Here is a 15,156-nt window from a genome sequence, read left to right as displayed (position 1 = left end):
GGTCAATTCCGGTGAATTGCGTTTGATTGCAGGCGAGTTGATCAAACCACCTTCACTCTATGGAGTGATTACAGGCGTTTACTCGTCGTCGAGACCGCGTTCTATGGCATAGCGGACCAGCTCCACCCGGTTGTGAAGCTGAAGCTTGCCGAGGGTGTTCTGGACGTGGTTCTGGACCGTGCGGTGCGAGATGACGAGGCGCTCGGCGATCTGCTTGTAGCTCAGCCCTTTGGCGACGAGGCGGAGCACCTCGGTCTCGCGGTCGGTGAGCTGCGGGACCTTGGGCTCGTCGGCACCCGGCGCGGGGGCGGGCTCGGAGGCGAGGCGGCGGTACTCCCCGAGGACCAGGCCCGCGAGACCGGGGGTGAAGACGGGGTCGCCGACGGCCGTGCGGCGTACGGCGTCGATCAGTTCCTCGGTCGAGGCGGACTTCACCAGATAGCCGGTCGCGCCGGACTTCACCGCCTCCAGGACGTCCGCGTGCTCCCCGCTCGCCGACAGGGCCAGCACCCGCAACGCCGGGTTCGCGCCGACCAGTTCCTTGCAGACCTGCACCCCCGGCTTCGCGGGCAGGTTCAGGTCCAGGACGAGGACGTCCGGCGCGGCGGCCCGGGCGCGGCGCACCGCCTGCTCGCCGTCACCCGCCGTGGCCACCACGTCGAAGCCGGACTCGGCCAGGTCGCGGGCGACGGCGTCGCGCCACATGGGATGGTCGTCGACCACCATGACCTTGATCGGGCCGCTCCCGCCGGGCTGTTCCCGTCCGTCCACCGGCCTGCCGTTGCGCACGCTCTCCGTCACCGCTTCTCCGCCTTCCCCCGTACGTCCTTCGGCCCTTCGCAGGCCTTGGGTACCTTCAGTTCGACTTCCGTGCCCTGTCCGGGCACGGAGACCAGTTCTGCCGTGCCGCCGATGTCGCGCAGCCGCCCCCGGATGGAGAGGGCCACCCCGAGCCGCCCCTCGCCCTCGGCCTGGTCCAGCCGGCCCTCGAGGATGCCGGGGCCGTCGTCCCGTACGGTCACGATGATCTGGTCCGGCCAGTCCTCGACCAGGATCCAGGCGCGGGCCGCGTCTCCCGCGTGCTCACGCACATTGTCCAGGGCCGCGCCGACCGCCGCGGCCAGCTCGCGGGCGGCGTGCGGGGCGAGCGGCACCGGGGCTCCGGGCTCGGAGAGGGTGATCCTCGCGCCGGCGTACGGGGTGAGGAGGGCGCGCAGGTCCACCGGGCCCGCCGGGTCATCGCCGGACTCCGGCCCGTCCGGCCCGCCCGGTTCGTCCACCACCCGTACGAGGGCTCTTTGGGCCGCGTCCTCCGAGACGCGGGACACGGGGACCAGGCCGCCGGAGACCAGGGTGCGCAGGGCGACCTCCTGCTCGCCCGCCATCCGGCCCAGCTCCGCTGCCTCACCGCCCAGGGCGGTGCCGCGCCGCTGGACCATGGCGAGGACCTGGAGGACGCTGTCGTGGATGTCGCGGGCGAGGCGCTCCCGTTCGCGGGTGGCGGCCTCGATCTCCAGGGCGCGGGCGAGGGTGCGCTCGGAGGCGCGGGCGACCTCGACGACGTAGCCGATGGCGATGGCGGCGACCCAGACCAGCAGCACATTGTGGACGGTGTCGCGGGTGGGGGCGCCGCGGTGGACGAGATTGGCGACGGCGACCAGCGTGGAGGCGAAGGCGGCCCAGCGCCAGCCGCCCTTGACGGCGAACGCCAGCACGGCGCCGGCGGTCCATATCGACGGCAGCGTCGGGCCACCGGCCTCCACCCGCGCGGTCGAGTCGGCGAACCGGGTGAGCAGGATGCCGACGAGCGCCACGGTGAGGTCCGCAGCGAGGAAGCGTTTGGTGCAGCTGGCCGCGTTCGCGACCTTGGGCAGGGTCACCAGGGTCCAGCCGGCCAGCACCGCGAAGTAGGCGATCGCCGGCCAGGGGCGCACGAACTCGTCGTACGCGCTCGCGAAGAGGCCGACCGCGTAGATCACCGTCAGCACCCGGTAGCCGGTGAGCGCACGCCACAACGGCTGCTCGACCGACATCCGCATCACATGCTCACGCTGAGCCATGGCCCCCCATTCTCTGTGGCTCGGTTCGCCTCCGGGCCCCGAAGCCGGTGCCGGGGAGGCACCCCCTGCCATCGCGCCCGAGGACGCGACCGTACCCGGGAACGCGGTCGCTACGAAGCCGGCCCGTCCCTGTCGGTCCGGGCCTTCTCCGCCTGCTCCTTGGCCGCCTGCTCCTTCTCGGCCTTGACGAGGGCGGCCCTGGCGGCCTTCTCGGCCTTGGCCGCGTCCGCGAGCTGCCGCTTGGCGGCGGTCGCGTACACGTCGACATACTCCTGGCCGGAGAGCTTCATGACCTCGTACATGACCTCGTCGGTCAGCGCCCGCAGGACGAAGCGGTCGTGCTCCATGCCCTGGTAACGGCTGAAGTCCAGGGGCTTGCCGATCCGGATTCCGGGGCGCATCACCTTCGGCAGGACCTTGCCCGGGGGCTGGATCTTCTCCGTGTCGATCATGGCGACCGGGATGACGGGCGCGCCGGTGGCGAGAGCCACGCGGGCGAGGCCGCCGGGCTTGCCCCGGTAGAGGCGGCCGTCGGGCGAGCGGGTGCCCTCGGGGTAGATACCGAACAGCTCACCGCTCTCGATGACCTGTATGCCGCTCCTGACGGCGGCCTCGCCAGCTCCCCGTGCCCCGGAGCGGTCCACGGGGAGCTGGCCGACGCCCTTGAAGAACGCGGCCGTCAGCTTGCCCTTGACGCCGGGGGTGGTGAAGTACTCGGCCTTCGCGATGAACGTGACCTTGCGGTCGAGGACCGCGGGCAGGAAGAACGAGTCCGAGAAGGAGAGGTGGTTGCTCGCGAGGATCGCGGCGCCCTCGGCCGGAACGTTCTCCAGGCCCTCCACCCAGGGCCTGAAGGTGACCTTGAGCGGTCCCCCGATAGCGACCTTCATCGCGCCGTACAACAACCGACTGCCTCTCTGTGTTTCCGTGGACCAGACCTTAACCCGGACGCGTGAGGAAGATTCCGACAGGCTCGGCCGGTGTCGGCCGCCCCCCAGGGCCCGCACGTGGTCCTCCTGGGCCGCCCACCCGCTCCCGACCGGCTCCTTCACCCGCCGTCCACCGCGTGAAGCCCCTGGTCGGTGTCAGTGCGGTCGCGTACGGTGAACCCCATCCGGACTCATTCACACCCTTCTCATGAACAGGAGACCGAACCGTGCCGGTCCTCCCTGGAGCCGAGCCGTACCACCACGAGGGCCGGGAGGTGGGAGTCCTCCTCTGCCACGGTTTCACCGGGTCACCGCAGTCGCTGCGCCCCTGGGCGGAATATCTCGCCGCGCGCGGTCTGACCGTCGCGCTGCCCCTGCTGCCGGGGCACGGCACACGCTGGGAGGACCTCCGGCTCACCGGCTGGCAGGACTGGTACGCGGAGGTGGACCGCGAGCTGCGCGCCCTGCGCGAGCGCTGTGCCCGTGTCTTCGTGGCGGGGCTGTCCATGGGCGGCGCGCTGGCGCTGCGGCTGGCGGCCAAGCACGGGGACGCGATCGACGGCGTGATGGTCGTCAACCCCGCCAACAAGGTCCACGGCCCGGCCGCGTACGCCCTCCCCGTGCTCCGGCACCTCGTCCCCACCACGAAGGGGATCACCAGCGACATCGCCAAGGAGGGCGTCGAGGAGGTGGGCTACAGCCGGGTGCCGCTGCACGCGGCGCACTCGCTGCGCACCTTCCTCCGCCTCGTCGACGGTGAACTGCCCCAGGTCACCCAGCCGTTGCTGCTGCTGCACAGCCCACGGGACCATGTGGTGCCGCCCGTCGACTCCGAACGCGTCCTCGGCCGGGTGTCGTCGACGGACGTCACGGAGATCCTGCTGGAACAGAGCCACCACGTCGCGACGTTGGACCACGACGCGGACCGGATTTTCGAGGAGAGCCACGCGTTCGTCACACGGCTCCTGACGGAGTCCGGAGCGGAGCCCGTGACGGATTCCGGGGCGGAATCCGTACAGCAGTCTGGTTCGGGGTCCGCGGAGCGGTTGGGTCCGGGCTCCTTCGAGCAGAGGGAAGGGACGGCCACTGGTGGCTGAGCACGACTCCGAGCGTGAGCCGGAGGAGACGGGAGCGGCCCCCGGCGACGCGCGGGGCGAATCCGCGGGCGGCTCCTCGGCCGGCGCTGCGGGCAGCCCCTCGGGCGGCTCCGCGGGCGCCTCCTCCGGCGAGTCGCCGGACGAGGGGCAGCACGTGCCGTTCGACGAGGACGCCGCGTGGCGGGCGATCATCGCCGGGTTCGGCGAGGAGCCGCCGGACCCGCCGGGTGCCAAACCCTTCAAGTCGGTGGAGGACCTGGCCCTGCTGGAGGCCGAGCCGGAGGACTCCCCGGACAAGTCTCCCGACGCCGGCGGTCCCGCCGCCCCGAAGCCTCTGGGCAGCTCGGTCGCGTTCGCACCCGGCGTCGGCTCGGGTCCGCGCGACTACAGCGTGCCCGACCCGGTCGGCGAGGACCCGGACAGGGGTGACAAGGACGCGGACGACGAAGACGACGAGGGCCACTTCGTCCCGCCGGAGCCGCCCCCGCTGCCGGAGGCCGACACGACCGCCAAGTTCGCCTGGCTGGGCGTGGTCGGCGGCCCGATCCTGCTGCTGCTCGCCGTGCTGCTCGGCTGGGAGATGACCTGGTGGCTCGCCACTCTCGGCATCGGCGGCTTCCTCGGCGGTTTCGCCACGCTGGTGATGCGTATGAACGACGACGGCGAGGAGGACGACGACCCGGGCCGCGGCGCGGTCGTCTGAGCCCACCGCCGTACGGCGGCTGCGCAGCCTCGCACCGTCGCCGTACGGCCGAAGGGAACTCGGTCTTGACCAGGCCGAACGGCTCCCAACCACGTCGATCCAACCCGAAGGGCACGCCCTCAGCGAGATGACCGGGCTGCTGGCCAGCCACCGGGGAAGGGGAATCTCGCTGGCCATGAAGCTCCTGGCCATCGGCTTCGCGCGTTCTCACGGCATGCACTGGCTGCGGACCTTCCACCACCCTGACAACGCAGCGGCCATCGGCATGAACCGACGGCTCGGCTTCGTCAACGACGAGCCAGGAGTTGCAACCACGTGATGTTCTTGCACGTCAGGCGACATTCGCCCTGCGCACAACCCTCCGCAGGCACTCGTCGGTGGCGTGCTTGTTCCGCCAGATGATGTAGCGGCGGATCATGCTGCCCTGCTCCTTGTGGTCGGCGTGGTCCGTGCCGTCCAGGGGGTGAAGTAGCGCAGGGCCGTGAACTGGGACTCGATGCGGTTGAGCCAGGAGCTATTGGTCGGTGTGTAGGCGATCTCGACGTTGTTCGCGGCAGCCCAGATGCCGACCCGTTGACACCTTTTCGTGGTCAGGTGCGGGGAAAAGTTGTCGGCCACGATCGCGATCCGGACGTCGGCCGGGTAGAGGCTGCGCAGGTAGCGGCAGAACTCCAGGAACTGGGTACGCCGCTTGACCGGTTTGATGTGGCCGTAGAGCTTGTCCTTGGAAAGATCCAGAGCGGCGAACAGGTGCCGCACCCCGCCGTAACGGTTGTAGGTCGCTCGCCGCCGTCGGCTTCCTGACCGGCATGCTGATCGCCTGGCCCCTCCGCCCCGGCACCCCGCCACCCCCGGAGCCGCGCGGTCTGCTGTTCGGCAGACGGGCCCGGCCCCAGCAGCCGTGGTGAAAGTGCCGGGGTCGACACGACACGAGCCCTCCAGAGGGGGTGACCGCCCCTAGAGACCCTGACTGCAGGGAAGGTCAGAGCCGTGGTGCCCGGAAAGCGAGCATGCCCGGATCGGTGGGGGCCGTCGGAAAAGGACCTGGTCACAGGCACCTCGCCGACGGCCCACCCAACCGCACGCCCGGTTCGGGTCGGTGGCTCGGGGAAACAGAACGACGGCAACGTCGTCACCGCGCCCGAGCCGACCGCACAACCTCAATTCTGGCTCGTGGCGGGAGCGGCCGGTGACTACGGTTTGCGCTCGTCGGTGACCGCGGCGGGCAAGGGTGACGCGCCACCGTGCGAGGTGCAGACCTCCGTGCCTCCGTCCTTCAGGACCAGGCAGGCCCGTACAGCCGCAGGGTAGGGGGCTTCAATCATGGGGGAGTAGGTGTCCCGGTCATAGGAGATCGAGCGTGCGGCCGAGCGGTCCTGCTTTCCCTCGACCCTGGCCGTGTCCCCGACCCGGCCCTCGGTGATCCGCGCCCACGCGGCTCCGCAGCTGGGGCTGTAGCGCAGCTCCAGGTAGACCTCCCCGACCTTCTCGGCCGCAGCAGTCCATACCCCGATGTGGCATCCCATGCGCTGGGCGTCCTTGTTCCGGCACTCGAACCCGGCGCACTTCGCGGTGCTGCCTTCCGGCATGGACTCACCCAGGCTCGTCTGGGCGTTGATGAGCATCCCCCGAGCAGTCCCGCGGCCATCCCCAAAGCGGTGGTCCCGAGGAGGGCGCCCCAGTGCAGGGGTCGGCGGGTCGCGGACTTCTCAGGTGGCTGGGCCCCGGTCGTGTCCGTGCTCGGAACAGACTCGGGCTCGGGGTCAGGGACGGCCGGGGCTGCTTCGGAGGCAGCGGGGGCGGGGCGCTCCGCGGGCTCGGTGTTCTCCGGGGTGTTTCCGTCCGACTGCCCGCGCTCAGCGATCTCCAGCAGAAGGAGCAGACGGTCGGGCTTGACCGAGACCGCTTGGGCGAACTCCCGTACGGCCTGACGGGAGGGAAGTGCCTTGCCGTTGAGGTAGCGCTCCCAGGACGACTTGCTGTAGCTCGTACTGCCCGCGAGCGTGGCCAGGGTCAGACCGCTGCGCTGCCGCAGCAGACGTAGGTGCTCGACCAGGGGTCCGGCTGCCCGGCGTGAACTGTCGGCCCCGCGTCTCCCGTCCCGTCCCGTTCCCACTCGTCTTCTCCCTGCTCACGCCCCTGGTCCAGGGCACATTGGCGCGTCCCGCGTCCCATCATGTCCCATCCGGTCCCACAGCTCTACCGGCGCCTTCGTCACCGCGTCAGCATGTGATCCCGCCCCGAACACGACCACCGAGCTGACACCTGCCGTGGTGATCCGCTCGATCCACCGCGCGGCCGAAGCGGCGGACACGCATGGCCATCAGCCGGTCCGACCAGACGAATGGGTATTCATGGCAGACGAACTCGTCCTGCGGGCACAGAAGTTCATCAACACCTACAACGTCGACGGCATACCCACCGTCACGGAGGACGGCGTCACCGGCTGGGGCACCATGTACGCTCTCACCCGCTGCCTCCAGCACGAGCTCGGCCTCACCGCCCTGTCGGACAACTTCGGGCCCGGCACCTTGGCCGCGCTGGAGACCAACTACCCCAAGCTCAACGCCAACACCGTGCCCTCGGCAAACTTCTGCCGCATCATCCAGTCCGCCCTGTACTGCAAGGGCTACGACGGCGGTGAGATCGACGGCAAGTACAACGAGCGCGTCTCCACTGCCGTCAAGAAGCTCAAGTCGGACATGAGTGTCACAGGCGCCTACCCCAGCGACTACCTCACTCCCAAGGTGTTCAAGGGCCTGCTCAACATGGACGCCTACACCAGGGTCGATGGCGGCAGCGCCGGCATCAGAATCGTCCAGCAACTGCTCAACCGCCGTTACGTCACCCGCAGGGACTTCCGCATCATCCCCTGCGACGGCCGGCACTCCCGCGATGTGGCCAAGTCCATGTTGCTGGCCATCCAGTATGAACTCGGCATGTCCGACGGTGTCGCCAACGGCGTGTTCGGCCCCGGCACGCAGGGCGGGCTGAAGGAGCACCCCGTATCCCTCGGTTCAACGGGGGTGTGGGTCCAGCTGTTCACCGCGGGCATGATCCTCAACCACCGGACCATTCCGCTTACCGCAACCTTCACCAGCGAGGTTCGGGACGCGGTGAGTGCCTTCCAGGAATTCACCAGGCTTTCCGTCACGGGGCAGGGAGACTTCCGGACATGGGCCTCGTTGCTGGTCTCCACCGGAGATCCCAGCCGTGAGGGGACCGCGTCGGACTGTGTCACCACCATCACGCCGGCGCGCGCCAAGACCCTGCACGACAAAGGCTACCGGTACGTCGGCCGCTATCTGAGCAACGTCCCCGGCTCGCTCCTGGACAAGGAGATCAAACCGGGGGAACTCGACACCATCGCCACGAGCGGGCTGCGTTGCTTCCCCATCTACCAGACCTATGGCGCATCGGCCGGATACTTCCGCAACACCCAGGGCACCGTGGACGCGTACGCGGCCATCGAACGGGCCGTCCACTACGGCTTCAAGCCGGGAACTCGCATCTTCTTCGCCGTCGACTTCGACGCCCTCGACCACGAGATCACCAGCAACATCATTCCTCACTTCAGGGCCATCCGCCGGGTTCTGGCCGCTGACGGCCGCTACGGGGTCGGCATCTACGGGCCACGTAACGTGTGCACCCGTGTTCACCGCGAGGGTCTGTCCAAGGCGAGTTTCGTCTCCGACATGTCGACGGGCTTCTCCGGCAACCTGGGCTACTCACTTCCCATCGACTGGGCCTATGACCAGATCGCCACCATCACCATCGGCTCCGGTGAGGGTGCCATCGAAATTGACAAGAACATCGCCTCGGGCCGCGACAAGGGCCAGAACAGCTTCGACCCCAAGCCCCGGTCCGTAGAACCCGACGGCCTGTTCGACACCTCCAGAAGAGCGGCGCTCCTGGAGGACATCCAGGCCTATCTGGAGTCGGAGAATCTTCCCGAAGAGGGCGGCGGCCCCGAAGGGGTGGTACAGCTCTTCTCCACCACCGAGGCGTTCAACCTCCTCATGGAGCACGACCACATCGTCACCAGCGTGGCGAAGAAGATGCGGATACGCAAAGCCATGGTCATGTGCCCACTGCTGTGGGAGATCCGCAAGCTGCAAAACCTTGATTTCCTCTTTGACCACGGGGTGGTCACCTATCACACCACTGTGGACTGGGACCCAACGGACATATACAACAAGCGGGACTCCAGCACCGGACTCGGTCAGATATTTGCAGCCACCGCGATCAAGGCACGCAACCACCTCATCGACAAGGGCAGGATCACTGCCTCCGTCATGAACCCGGACAACGACGATGACGTCTGGGAAATCTGGCAGAAACTCAATGGCGAACAATACACCAGAAACACGTACAACATTCAGCATGTGGCTTATGCCCTGATGCATGCAGGAGCCATGATGGGCGTCGGCCTACCCACCCTTGACTACCCGGACAGAAGTACCCGTCTGTGCCTTGAGCGCTACCGGGGGGAAGACGAAGTCGCAGAGCGCGACGGCCACACCCAACTCGGTCTCTACCGCGTGATCGAGAACCATTTCGCGCCCCTTCGGTAATTCCCCCGTTCCCCCAAGGAGTCAACCCGTGACATCGATACCCCGGCGCAGCGCCATGAAGCAGGCGCTCGGCCTGGTAGGAACCGGAGCGCTGCTCACCGTCGGCGGAACCACGCTTCTCACCACGCCCGCCACGGCGGCCGACAAGGACCGCTACAGGAAGAAGGCGGAAGCGCTCCGCGCGGAGCAGAAGGACATCCACAGCCACCGGGCCAGCACCAACGGATGGGAGATGCAACGGTCCGTCAACAGCGGCGGGCACATCTGGACGCGCCCGGTTCCCGGCACCAGGGCGGAGATCGACGTACGTATCGGCAGTGTGGAATTCATTCTCGTCCACCTCGTCCAGCGCTTCCACTACGAGATCCGCGAACTCGGCGCCGACGACGTGACCGGCTGGTGCTCTCCCGGAAAGGTCCGCAAGGGCCTGCCGGAAAGCAACCGGGCCTCGGGCACCGCCGTCACCATCCTGCCGGGCCATTACCCGCCCGGCACCACGGGCGGGTTCCACCCCCATGAGACCGCCGTCCTCCGCGACATACTCGCCGAACTCGACGGCACCGTCCGCTGGGGCGGCGACGACAGGAAGCCCGACGAATCACTGTTCTACCTGGACGCCCAGCCGGAGGACGCCCGCCTGGGGCGCATGGAGAGCCAACTCAAGGGCTGGCGCAAGACACCGGGCGCCGGCCCGGGTTCGGCGGTCGACATAAGGTCCTCCGGCCGCCGCGCGAAGGCGGACAAGATCAAAGCCCGGCAGGCCGCATAGCGCGGTTCACCGCGCGTACCCATCAGGCCCGTGGCGGCGCACACGCGGATGCTGCCACGTTTCCCTCACCACATAAAGGATGAAGATGCGTAATCGGGTAATCACGTCCCTTGTCGGAGCGGTATCTACCGCAATCGCTGTCGTCGCCATGACCGCCGCGCCGGCAAACGCCTACAACCCTGACCCGAGGGTCATCCAGCATGATGCCCAGCACACGGTCTACTGCCCCTGTCGGTTCAACGACGACATCGACGGCACCTACTTCAAGAAGGATGACGGTGGGCTAGGGACAAAGACTGTCTTCGGTAACGCGAGTGGCTACGCGCTGGCAAAGGTCGAATTCCATCCGTACGACGAAATAGTGTTGATGTACGACGTCGCGAACGATGGTGACGGCCTCTACTACAAGGTGTCCTATGAAGGTGATGGTGGACGGTACGGGCTGTACACGCCCCCGGGTACGTCCGCAGCCTGGGACACCAGGAAAGTGAATCTGGATATTCCGGAGGGCAGGAAGGTGACAATTACGGTGTACGACGACCGTGCGATGAACGACTGGGTCCACACGATCACGGCCACCGCCTGATTTCCTGATCCTGCTGCCGGTGCCAGGGTCGGCTCCGGCAGCAGGACGCTGTTGCGCAGGGTGCGTCAGGACTTCGCCCCGTTATGCCGTCCGCCCATTCCTTCCGGGCCCGCTGCGTGTCTTCCGCAGCGGAGAGGAGCCATTGACCGGCCGCCAGGTGCCGGTCTGTTCTGAGCGGCTTCGTGGCGGGCATGCTGATCGCCTGGCCGCTGCGCCCCGGCACTCCTGGACGACTCACCCGGCCAGCAGGAAGGCGAGCCGCGACGGCGCACGAACGATGACGTATTTGCTCAGCCCCGCGCACTACGGGGAGGCCTCCAGGAACCGGTGGAGGGAACTCGTCATGCTGGTGACGAAGGCGTCACGGGTGGATTCGTCGACGTGGTCCAGCGACAGATAGGGGTTGAGGTCTTCCAGCTCGACCAGGAGGAGATCCCCGTCCTGCGTGCGGCAGGCGTCCACGCGCTGAATGCCGTGCTCGATGGTGTTCCAGTCGATGAAACGCCGGGCGAAGGCGAGGTCGCCTTCGGTGGGCCGGTAAGGCTCGAGCTAGGGCTCGGCGGGCACTCTGAGGGCGGCCAGGACCGGCAGGTGGTCCGTGGCCGCCCTCAGGTCGTCCTCGGTGACGCCGGGGTGGCCGAGGGGCACTCCGCAGCCGAGGACCTCGATGCCGGGGGTGGCCAGGATCGCGTCGATGCGCTGGTGGGGGTCGGTGGGCGTGGAGGTGTACTCCGTGCCCCAGGGGGCGGCGGTCCAGCAGTCCTGGAGTTCGCCGGCCAGGCGGCGGAAGGTGCGGCCGTCCGGGCGTTCGTTGAGGTCGCCGCCCGCGACCGCGTGGGACACGCCGAGGCCGGCCAGGTGGTCCAGGAGCAGGCCGCCCTGCTCGTACCGCTCGTCCTTCTGGAGGGAGAGGTGGCAGGACAGGACGCCGAGGCGGGCGCGGCCGAAGCGGACCACTGCCGTGGCGAAGCCGCGTCGGTGCAGGCCGGGAGTGAGGGGCAGGAGGACGTCCACCGTGTGCTCGACCGTCGCGCGGAGGTCGCACAGCAGCGCGGGGCCGGAGGCGGTGGCGCCGCCGGAGAGGACGACCATGCCGGAGGCCCCGGCGAGCCCGGCGAGCTTCTTTCGCCAGCGGAAGAAGCGGGGGGCTTCCTGGATGAGGACCAGGTCGGGGGCGCAGGCGCTGATCACTCGCGCGAGGGCGGCGGTGTCGTCCCGCATCGAGCGGATGTTGTAGCTGAGGACGCGGATGGTGGCCGAACCGTCGGGATCGGTTCGGGAGTTGGGCAGCGGGGTCGCCATGCGGATCAAGATACGCCCAGGAACTCGGGAGCATTCTTCCGTCTGCGGCTGACGGTGCGTCCTGGTCGCCCGGGCGGTTCCCCGCGCCCCTGAGGGCGCGGGGTTTGCGTCGCCCGGGGGTTCTACATGATCGGGTCGGGTTCTCTCGCCAGGTCCGCCGCGCCCACCAGGCCCGCGTCGTTGCCCAGTTCGGCGGCGATGACCTCGGCGACCGGGCGCCAGTTGCCGCCTACGAGCCACCGCTTGTAGGACTTGCGGATGGGGTCGAGGACGAGCTCGCCCTCGTCGGAGAGGCCGCCGCCGACGATGAAGGCGGACGGGTCGAAGAGGGAGGCGAGGTCGGCGAGGCCGGCGCCGGCCCAGCGGGCGAGCTCGCGGTAGGAGTCGACGGCGACGGGGTCACCCTGGCGGGCGGCCATGGAGATGTGCTTGCCCTCGATGCCGTCGGGGGTGCCGTCGCCGAGACCGAGGAGGAGCTCGGCGTTCTCCGGGGTGGCGTTGGCGCGCTGCTTGGCGTACCTCACCAGCGCCCGCCCCGACGCGTACTGCTCCCAGCAGCCCTGGCTGCCGCAGCCGCACAGCAGGCCGTCGGGGACCATGCGGATGTGGCCGAACTCGGCGGCCACGCCGTAGTGGCCGCGGCGCAGCTTGTTGCCGATGATGATGCCGCCGCCGAGACCGGTGCCGAGGGTGATGCAGATGACGTTGCGGTGGCCCTTGCCGGCGCCGAACCTGTACTCGCCCCAGGCCGCCGCGTTGGCGTCGTTCTCCACGACGACCGGCAGGGCCACGCGGGCCTCGACCTTCTCCTTCAGCGGCTCGTTGCGCCAGTCGATGTTGGGGGCGAAGTAGACCGTCGACCGCTCACGGTTGACGTAACCGGCCGCGCCGATGCCGACACCGACGATCTCGTGTCCGGCTCGCGCGCCCTCGACGGCGGCGGCGATGGCGTCCACGATCTCCTCGGGTGTGCCCGGGGTCGGCACCTTGTGGGTCGAGAGGATGTTGCCTTCCTCGTCGACCACACCGGCCGCGATCTTGGTACCGCCGATGTCGACGCCGATGGTGAGTCCCATGAATCCCTCAGTTCCGGTCGAGCCCCGCTACGGCCAACCGTACCGGAGGCCCTGCCCCGAAGGTCTCGTCGTCCGCCGGGCGGACGGCCCGGCGTCAGTCCAGGTCGATGCGTTCTCCGGGGGCCGGACCGTCGCCCTCGTCGCGGCCTTCCCGGTGGGCGGTGTCGCGGTTCGTCCAGCGGCGCTCCTGGGCCTCGACGGCGGAGCGGTACGCGGCGAGCAGTTCGCCTCCGGCGGCGGCCAGATGGTCGAAGACATCCGGGTTGCGTTCGATGACGGGTTCGACGGCGGCCTTGGCCTGGCGGACGACCTGGTCGACCATCTGCTGGGCGGCGCCCCCGGCGACCGCGCCGAGGAGCGGCGACTGCAGTCCGGAGAGCTTGTCCGCGACGGTGTCGACCAGCTTGCGCAGTTCCTCGGCGGCCGAGCCCGGCGGCGGCCCGTGCTGTGCCCGGCGGCGGGCCTTCTCCGCGGCGAGGTCCTCCTCGCACGCCGTGGCCCAGGCGTCGGAGTCGGTCGCACCCGTCCGGTCGGTCGCGCGGACCTGCTCGGCGGTGCGCGCCTCCTCGGCCGCGTCCTTGCCTGCGGAGTCGGACGTGGGGCGCTCTTCGCTCATGGCGGGCTCCTGCCTACGGTTCGTTCCTTCGACGTTACCCGAACGGGCGTATGCGGTTCACCGGGTCCCGGGCCACAGCCGCGGGTCCGGCGCGAAACGGATCCTCAGCTCGCCGTCGCGCAGGGCCGCGCCGCCGACCGTGCAGCGACGCAGGGCCGACGGCAGCGGAACGATACGACGGAACTGCCCCGCCGTGACGACCAGCTCGTCACCGCGCCGGATGAGGTCCAGCTCGTCGCGTACCGCGCCGGGCAACGGTATGTGCCACACCAGCACGCCCTCGTCGGCGAGGCGGTCGGTGACGGCCCACTCGACACGGGCGGCCCCGTCGCCGGCGGCGGGGACGTCGAGGGCGGCGAGGTCGTCGGTGCCGCGGGGGTCGCGGCCCAGGTGGGCGACGCCGTGCACCGGGCGGGTCTCCTCCCACGCCTCCAGCGTCTTCCGCTGCTGGGCGACGAGGCCGGCGAGCCAGGTGTCGTGCTCGCCGTCGGGCAGGACCCGGTTGGCGACCAGCGTGTCCACGGGGAGGGCCCGCAGGGCGAGGCCCACGCTCGCGGCGCGCACGTGATCGGCGCCGGCCGGGCCGGGTTCCGCGACCAGCCGCACGCTCGTCCCAGGGGCCTCGACGACCGCCGCGACGGCGGCCAGTTCGACGTCCCACCGGGCAGCCGTCTCGTACAGCCGCCCAGCGGGCATGGGTACGCCGGCGAGCCGTCCGAGGACGGGACGGAGGGCTCGGGCGGCCTGCCGCTCGGGCGGGAGCAGCCGCCGCAGATAGCGCCGCAGTTCCTGCGGGAGGCCGAGCAGCGCGAGTGCCTGCGGCGCGGGCGGCAGGTCGACGACGAGCAGGTCGTACGCCTCGGACAGCGCGGCGTCGCGCAGCGCGCGCAGCAGGGACAGTTCCTCGGCGCCGGGGAGGGGTGTGAGCTCCTCGGCGTCCAGTCGGCTCGCCCCCAGCAGATCGAGTACGGACGCGGCCCGCTCCTGGAAGGCGACCAGGTCCTCCCTGAAGCCCTCCGCCGCGTCGGGCCGCCACACGGTGAGGTTCGGCGCCACGCGCACGGGTTCCGCGCCCGTGTTCACGCCGAGCACGGCACCGGGGCTGTCCATCCGGTCCGCGCTCAGCACGAGCGTCCGGGCCCCCGCCCGCGCCGCGCCCAGCCCGGTGGCCGCCGCGACCGTCGTACGGCCGCTGCCGCCTTGCCCGGTGATCAGGATGGTGCGCATGAGGCTGAACCGTAACTCAGCGAGGGGCGCGCCGACGCCGCCCCGGCACCCGGAGCGGGCCGGGCGCGGGCCGAAAGGGGCGCGGGGAACCGCGCGACCGGCCGAGTACGGGCCGCGGCCCCGAAGCGACGGATCCCGGCGAGCCCATGGGCGCACACTCTCAGTCGCCCATGGAGGTGCGGGTCGCTCGAGAGCCCCGGCCACAAGGCCCAGCGGG

At 69.7% G+C, this 15,156-nt stretch carries 14 protein-coding genes and 4 pseudogenes; 7 read left to right on the top strand and 11 right to left on the bottom strand.

What is annotated here, in order from left to right; translation table 11 throughout:
- Window positions 1-78: 78 nt before the first annotated feature.
- The 3 genes from WBG99_RS26785 to WBG99_RS26775 all read right to left on the bottom strand — a co-directional run bounded on the left by WBG99_RS26785 (window position 79) and on the right by WBG99_RS26775 (window position 2,950).
- Complete coding sequence (locus WBG99_RS26785) at window positions 79-726, bottom strand: response regulator transcription factor (RefSeq protein WP_338900502.1); 648 nt, start codon at window positions 724-726, stop codon at window positions 79-81.
- 71 nt (window positions 727-797) lie between these two features.
- The gene (locus WBG99_RS26780; protein WP_338898744.1) at window positions 798-2,060 is read right to left on the bottom strand and encodes a DUF5931 domain-containing protein; all 1,263 of its coding nucleotides are present in this window, start codon (window positions 2,058-2,060) and stop codon (window positions 798-800) included.
- A gap of 110 nt (window positions 2,061-2,170) precedes the next feature.
- Complete coding sequence (locus WBG99_RS26775) at window positions 2,171-2,950, bottom strand: lysophospholipid acyltransferase family protein (RefSeq protein WP_338898743.1); 780 nt, start codon at window positions 2,948-2,950, stop codon at window positions 2,171-2,173.
- A 266-nt stretch (window positions 2,951-3,216) separates the two neighbouring features.
- Here WBG99_RS26775 and WBG99_RS26770 point away from each other — a divergent pair, with 266 nt between their 5' ends.
- The 3 genes from WBG99_RS26770 to WBG99_RS26760 all read left to right on the top strand — a co-directional run bounded on the left by WBG99_RS26770 (window position 3,217) and on the right by WBG99_RS26760 (window position 5,108).
- Window positions 3,217-4,086: an alpha/beta fold hydrolase gene (locus tag WBG99_RS26770; protein ID WP_338898742.1), complete on the top strand. Its 870-nt coding sequence runs from the start codon at window positions 3,217-3,219 to the stop codon at window positions 4,084-4,086.
- Between the two features lie 154 nt (window positions 4,087-4,240).
- Window positions 4,241-4,789, top strand: coding sequence for a hypothetical protein (locus tag WBG99_RS26765; protein ID WP_338900501.1), 549 nt, complete (start codon window positions 4,241-4,243; stop codon window positions 4,787-4,789).
- 127 nt (window positions 4,790-4,916) lie between these two features.
- Window positions 4,917-5,108, top strand: coding sequence for a hypothetical protein (locus WBG99_RS26760; protein WP_338898741.1), 192 nt, complete (start codon window positions 4,917-4,919; stop codon window positions 5,106-5,108).
- A 12-nt stretch (window positions 5,109-5,120) separates the two neighbouring features.
- Here the strand turns inward: WBG99_RS26760 and WBG99_RS26755 are convergent.
- A pseudogene (locus WBG99_RS26755) lies at window positions 5,121-5,584 on the bottom strand (transposase); the annotation flags it as partial.
- Here WBG99_RS26755 and WBG99_RS26750 point away from each other — a divergent pair.
- Window positions 5,569-5,697, top strand: a pseudogene (locus WBG99_RS26750) (rhomboid family intramembrane serine protease); the annotation flags it as partial. The pseudogenes WBG99_RS26755 and WBG99_RS26750 sit on opposite strands and share 16 nt — an antisense overlap.
- Before the next feature lie 285 nt (window positions 5,698-5,982).
- Here WBG99_RS26750 and WBG99_RS26745 read toward each other — a convergent pair.
- A complete protein-coding gene (locus WBG99_RS26745) occupies window positions 5,983-6,414 on the bottom strand; it encodes a DUF2690 domain-containing protein (protein ID WP_338898740.1) in 432 nt (143 codons plus the stop codon).
- 317 nt (window positions 6,415-6,731) lie between these two features.
- A pseudogene (locus tag WBG99_RS26740) lies at window positions 6,732-6,905 on the bottom strand (helix-turn-helix transcriptional regulator); the annotation flags it as partial.
- A gap of 157 nt (window positions 6,906-7,062) precedes the next feature.
- Here WBG99_RS26740 and WBG99_RS26735 point away from each other — a divergent pair.
- The 3 genes from WBG99_RS26735 to WBG99_RS26725 all read left to right on the top strand — a co-directional run bounded on the left by WBG99_RS26735 (window position 7,063) and on the right by WBG99_RS26725 (window position 10,718).
- Window positions 7,063-9,363, top strand: coding sequence for a glycoside hydrolase domain-containing protein (locus WBG99_RS26735; protein ID WP_338898739.1), 2,301 nt, complete (start codon window positions 7,063-7,065; stop codon window positions 9,361-9,363).
- Between the two features lie 28 nt (window positions 9,364-9,391).
- Window positions 9,392-10,132: a hypothetical protein gene (locus tag WBG99_RS26730; RefSeq protein WP_338898738.1), complete on the top strand. Its 741-nt coding sequence runs from the start codon at window positions 9,392-9,394 to the stop codon at window positions 10,130-10,132.
- Window positions 10,133-10,211: 79 nt separating this feature from the next.
- Window positions 10,212-10,718 (top strand): hypothetical protein, encoded by a 507-nt coding sequence (locus WBG99_RS26725; protein WP_338898737.1) that lies wholly within the window; start codon window positions 10,212-10,214, stop codon window positions 10,716-10,718.
- A 303-nt stretch (window positions 10,719-11,021) separates the two neighbouring features.
- On the opposite strand, the pseudogene WBG99_RS26720 reads toward WBG99_RS26725, so the two are convergent.
- From WBG99_RS26720 to WBG99_RS26700, 5 genes and pseudogenes are all read right to left on the bottom strand, one after another.
- Window positions 11,022-11,267: pseudogene (locus tag WBG99_RS26720) on the bottom strand (hypothetical protein); the annotation flags it as partial.
- A complete protein-coding gene (locus tag WBG99_RS26715; protein WP_338898736.1) occupies window positions 11,268-12,020 on the bottom strand; it encodes an endonuclease/exonuclease/phosphatase family protein in 753 nt (250 codons plus the stop codon).
- A gap of 122 nt (window positions 12,021-12,142) precedes the next feature.
- The gene (locus WBG99_RS26710) at window positions 12,143-13,096 is read right to left on the bottom strand and encodes an ROK family glucokinase (protein ID WP_338898735.1); all 954 of its coding nucleotides are present in this window, start codon (window positions 13,094-13,096) and stop codon (window positions 12,143-12,145) included.
- Window positions 13,097-13,190: 94 nt separating this feature from the next.
- Window positions 13,191-13,712, bottom strand: a complete 522-nt coding sequence (locus WBG99_RS26705; protein WP_338898734.1) for a DUF5304 domain-containing protein — start codon at window positions 13,710-13,712, stop codon at window positions 13,191-13,193.
- 57 nt (window positions 13,713-13,769) lie between these two features.
- Window positions 13,770-14,939: an ArsA-related P-loop ATPase gene (locus WBG99_RS26700; RefSeq protein WP_338898733.1), complete on the bottom strand. Its 1,170-nt coding sequence runs from the start codon at window positions 14,937-14,939 to the stop codon at window positions 13,770-13,772.
- Window positions 14,940-15,156: the final 217 nt, after the last annotated feature.

The sequence above is a fragment of the Streptomyces sp. TG1A-60 genome (assembly GCF_037201975.1).
Classification (GTDB): Bacteria; Actinomycetota; Actinomycetes; order Streptomycetales; family Streptomycetaceae; genus Streptomyces.
Note: the sequence above shows the minus strand (reverse complement) of the source record. Positions and strands in the feature narration are given on the sequence as shown.

Excerpts from the sequence above, each read along its gene's own strand:
- WBG99_RS26715 (WP_338898736.1), bottom strand. The coding sequence starts at position 12,020 with ATGGCGACCCCGCTGCCCAACTCCCGAACCGATCCCGACGGTTCGGCC.
- WBG99_RS26775 (WP_338898743.1), bottom strand. The coding sequence starts at position 2,950 with ATGAAGGTCGCTATCGGGGGACCGCTCAAGGTCACCTTCAGGCCCTGG.
- WBG99_RS26725 (WP_338898737.1), top strand. The coding sequence starts at position 10,212 with ATGAAGATGCGTAATCGGGTAATCACGTCCCTTGTCGGAGCGGTATCT.
- WBG99_RS26700 (WP_338898733.1), bottom strand. The coding sequence starts at position 14,939 with ATGCGCACCATCCTGATCACCGGGCAAGGCGGCAGCGGCCGTACGACG.
- WBG99_RS26710 (WP_338898735.1), bottom strand. The coding sequence starts at position 13,096 with ATGGGACTCACCATCGGCGTCGACATCGGCGGTACCAAGATCGCGGCC.
- WBG99_RS26745 (WP_338898740.1), bottom strand. The coding sequence starts at position 6,414 with ATGCTCATCAACGCCCAGACGAGCCTGGGTGAGTCCATGCCGGAAGGC.
- WBG99_RS26705 (WP_338898734.1), bottom strand. The coding sequence starts at position 13,712 with ATGAGCGAAGAGCGCCCCACGTCCGACTCCGCAGGCAAGGACGCGGCC.
- WBG99_RS26780 (WP_338898744.1), bottom strand. The coding sequence starts at position 2,060 with ATGGCTCAGCGTGAGCATGTGATGCGGATGTCGGTCGAGCAGCCGTTG.
- WBG99_RS26760 (WP_338898741.1), top strand. The coding sequence starts at position 4,917 with ATGACCGGGCTGCTGGCCAGCCACCGGGGAAGGGGAATCTCGCTGGCC.
- WBG99_RS26785 (WP_338900502.1), bottom strand. The coding sequence starts at position 726 with ATGGTGGTCGACGACCATCCCATGTGGCGCGACGCCGTCGCCCGCGAC.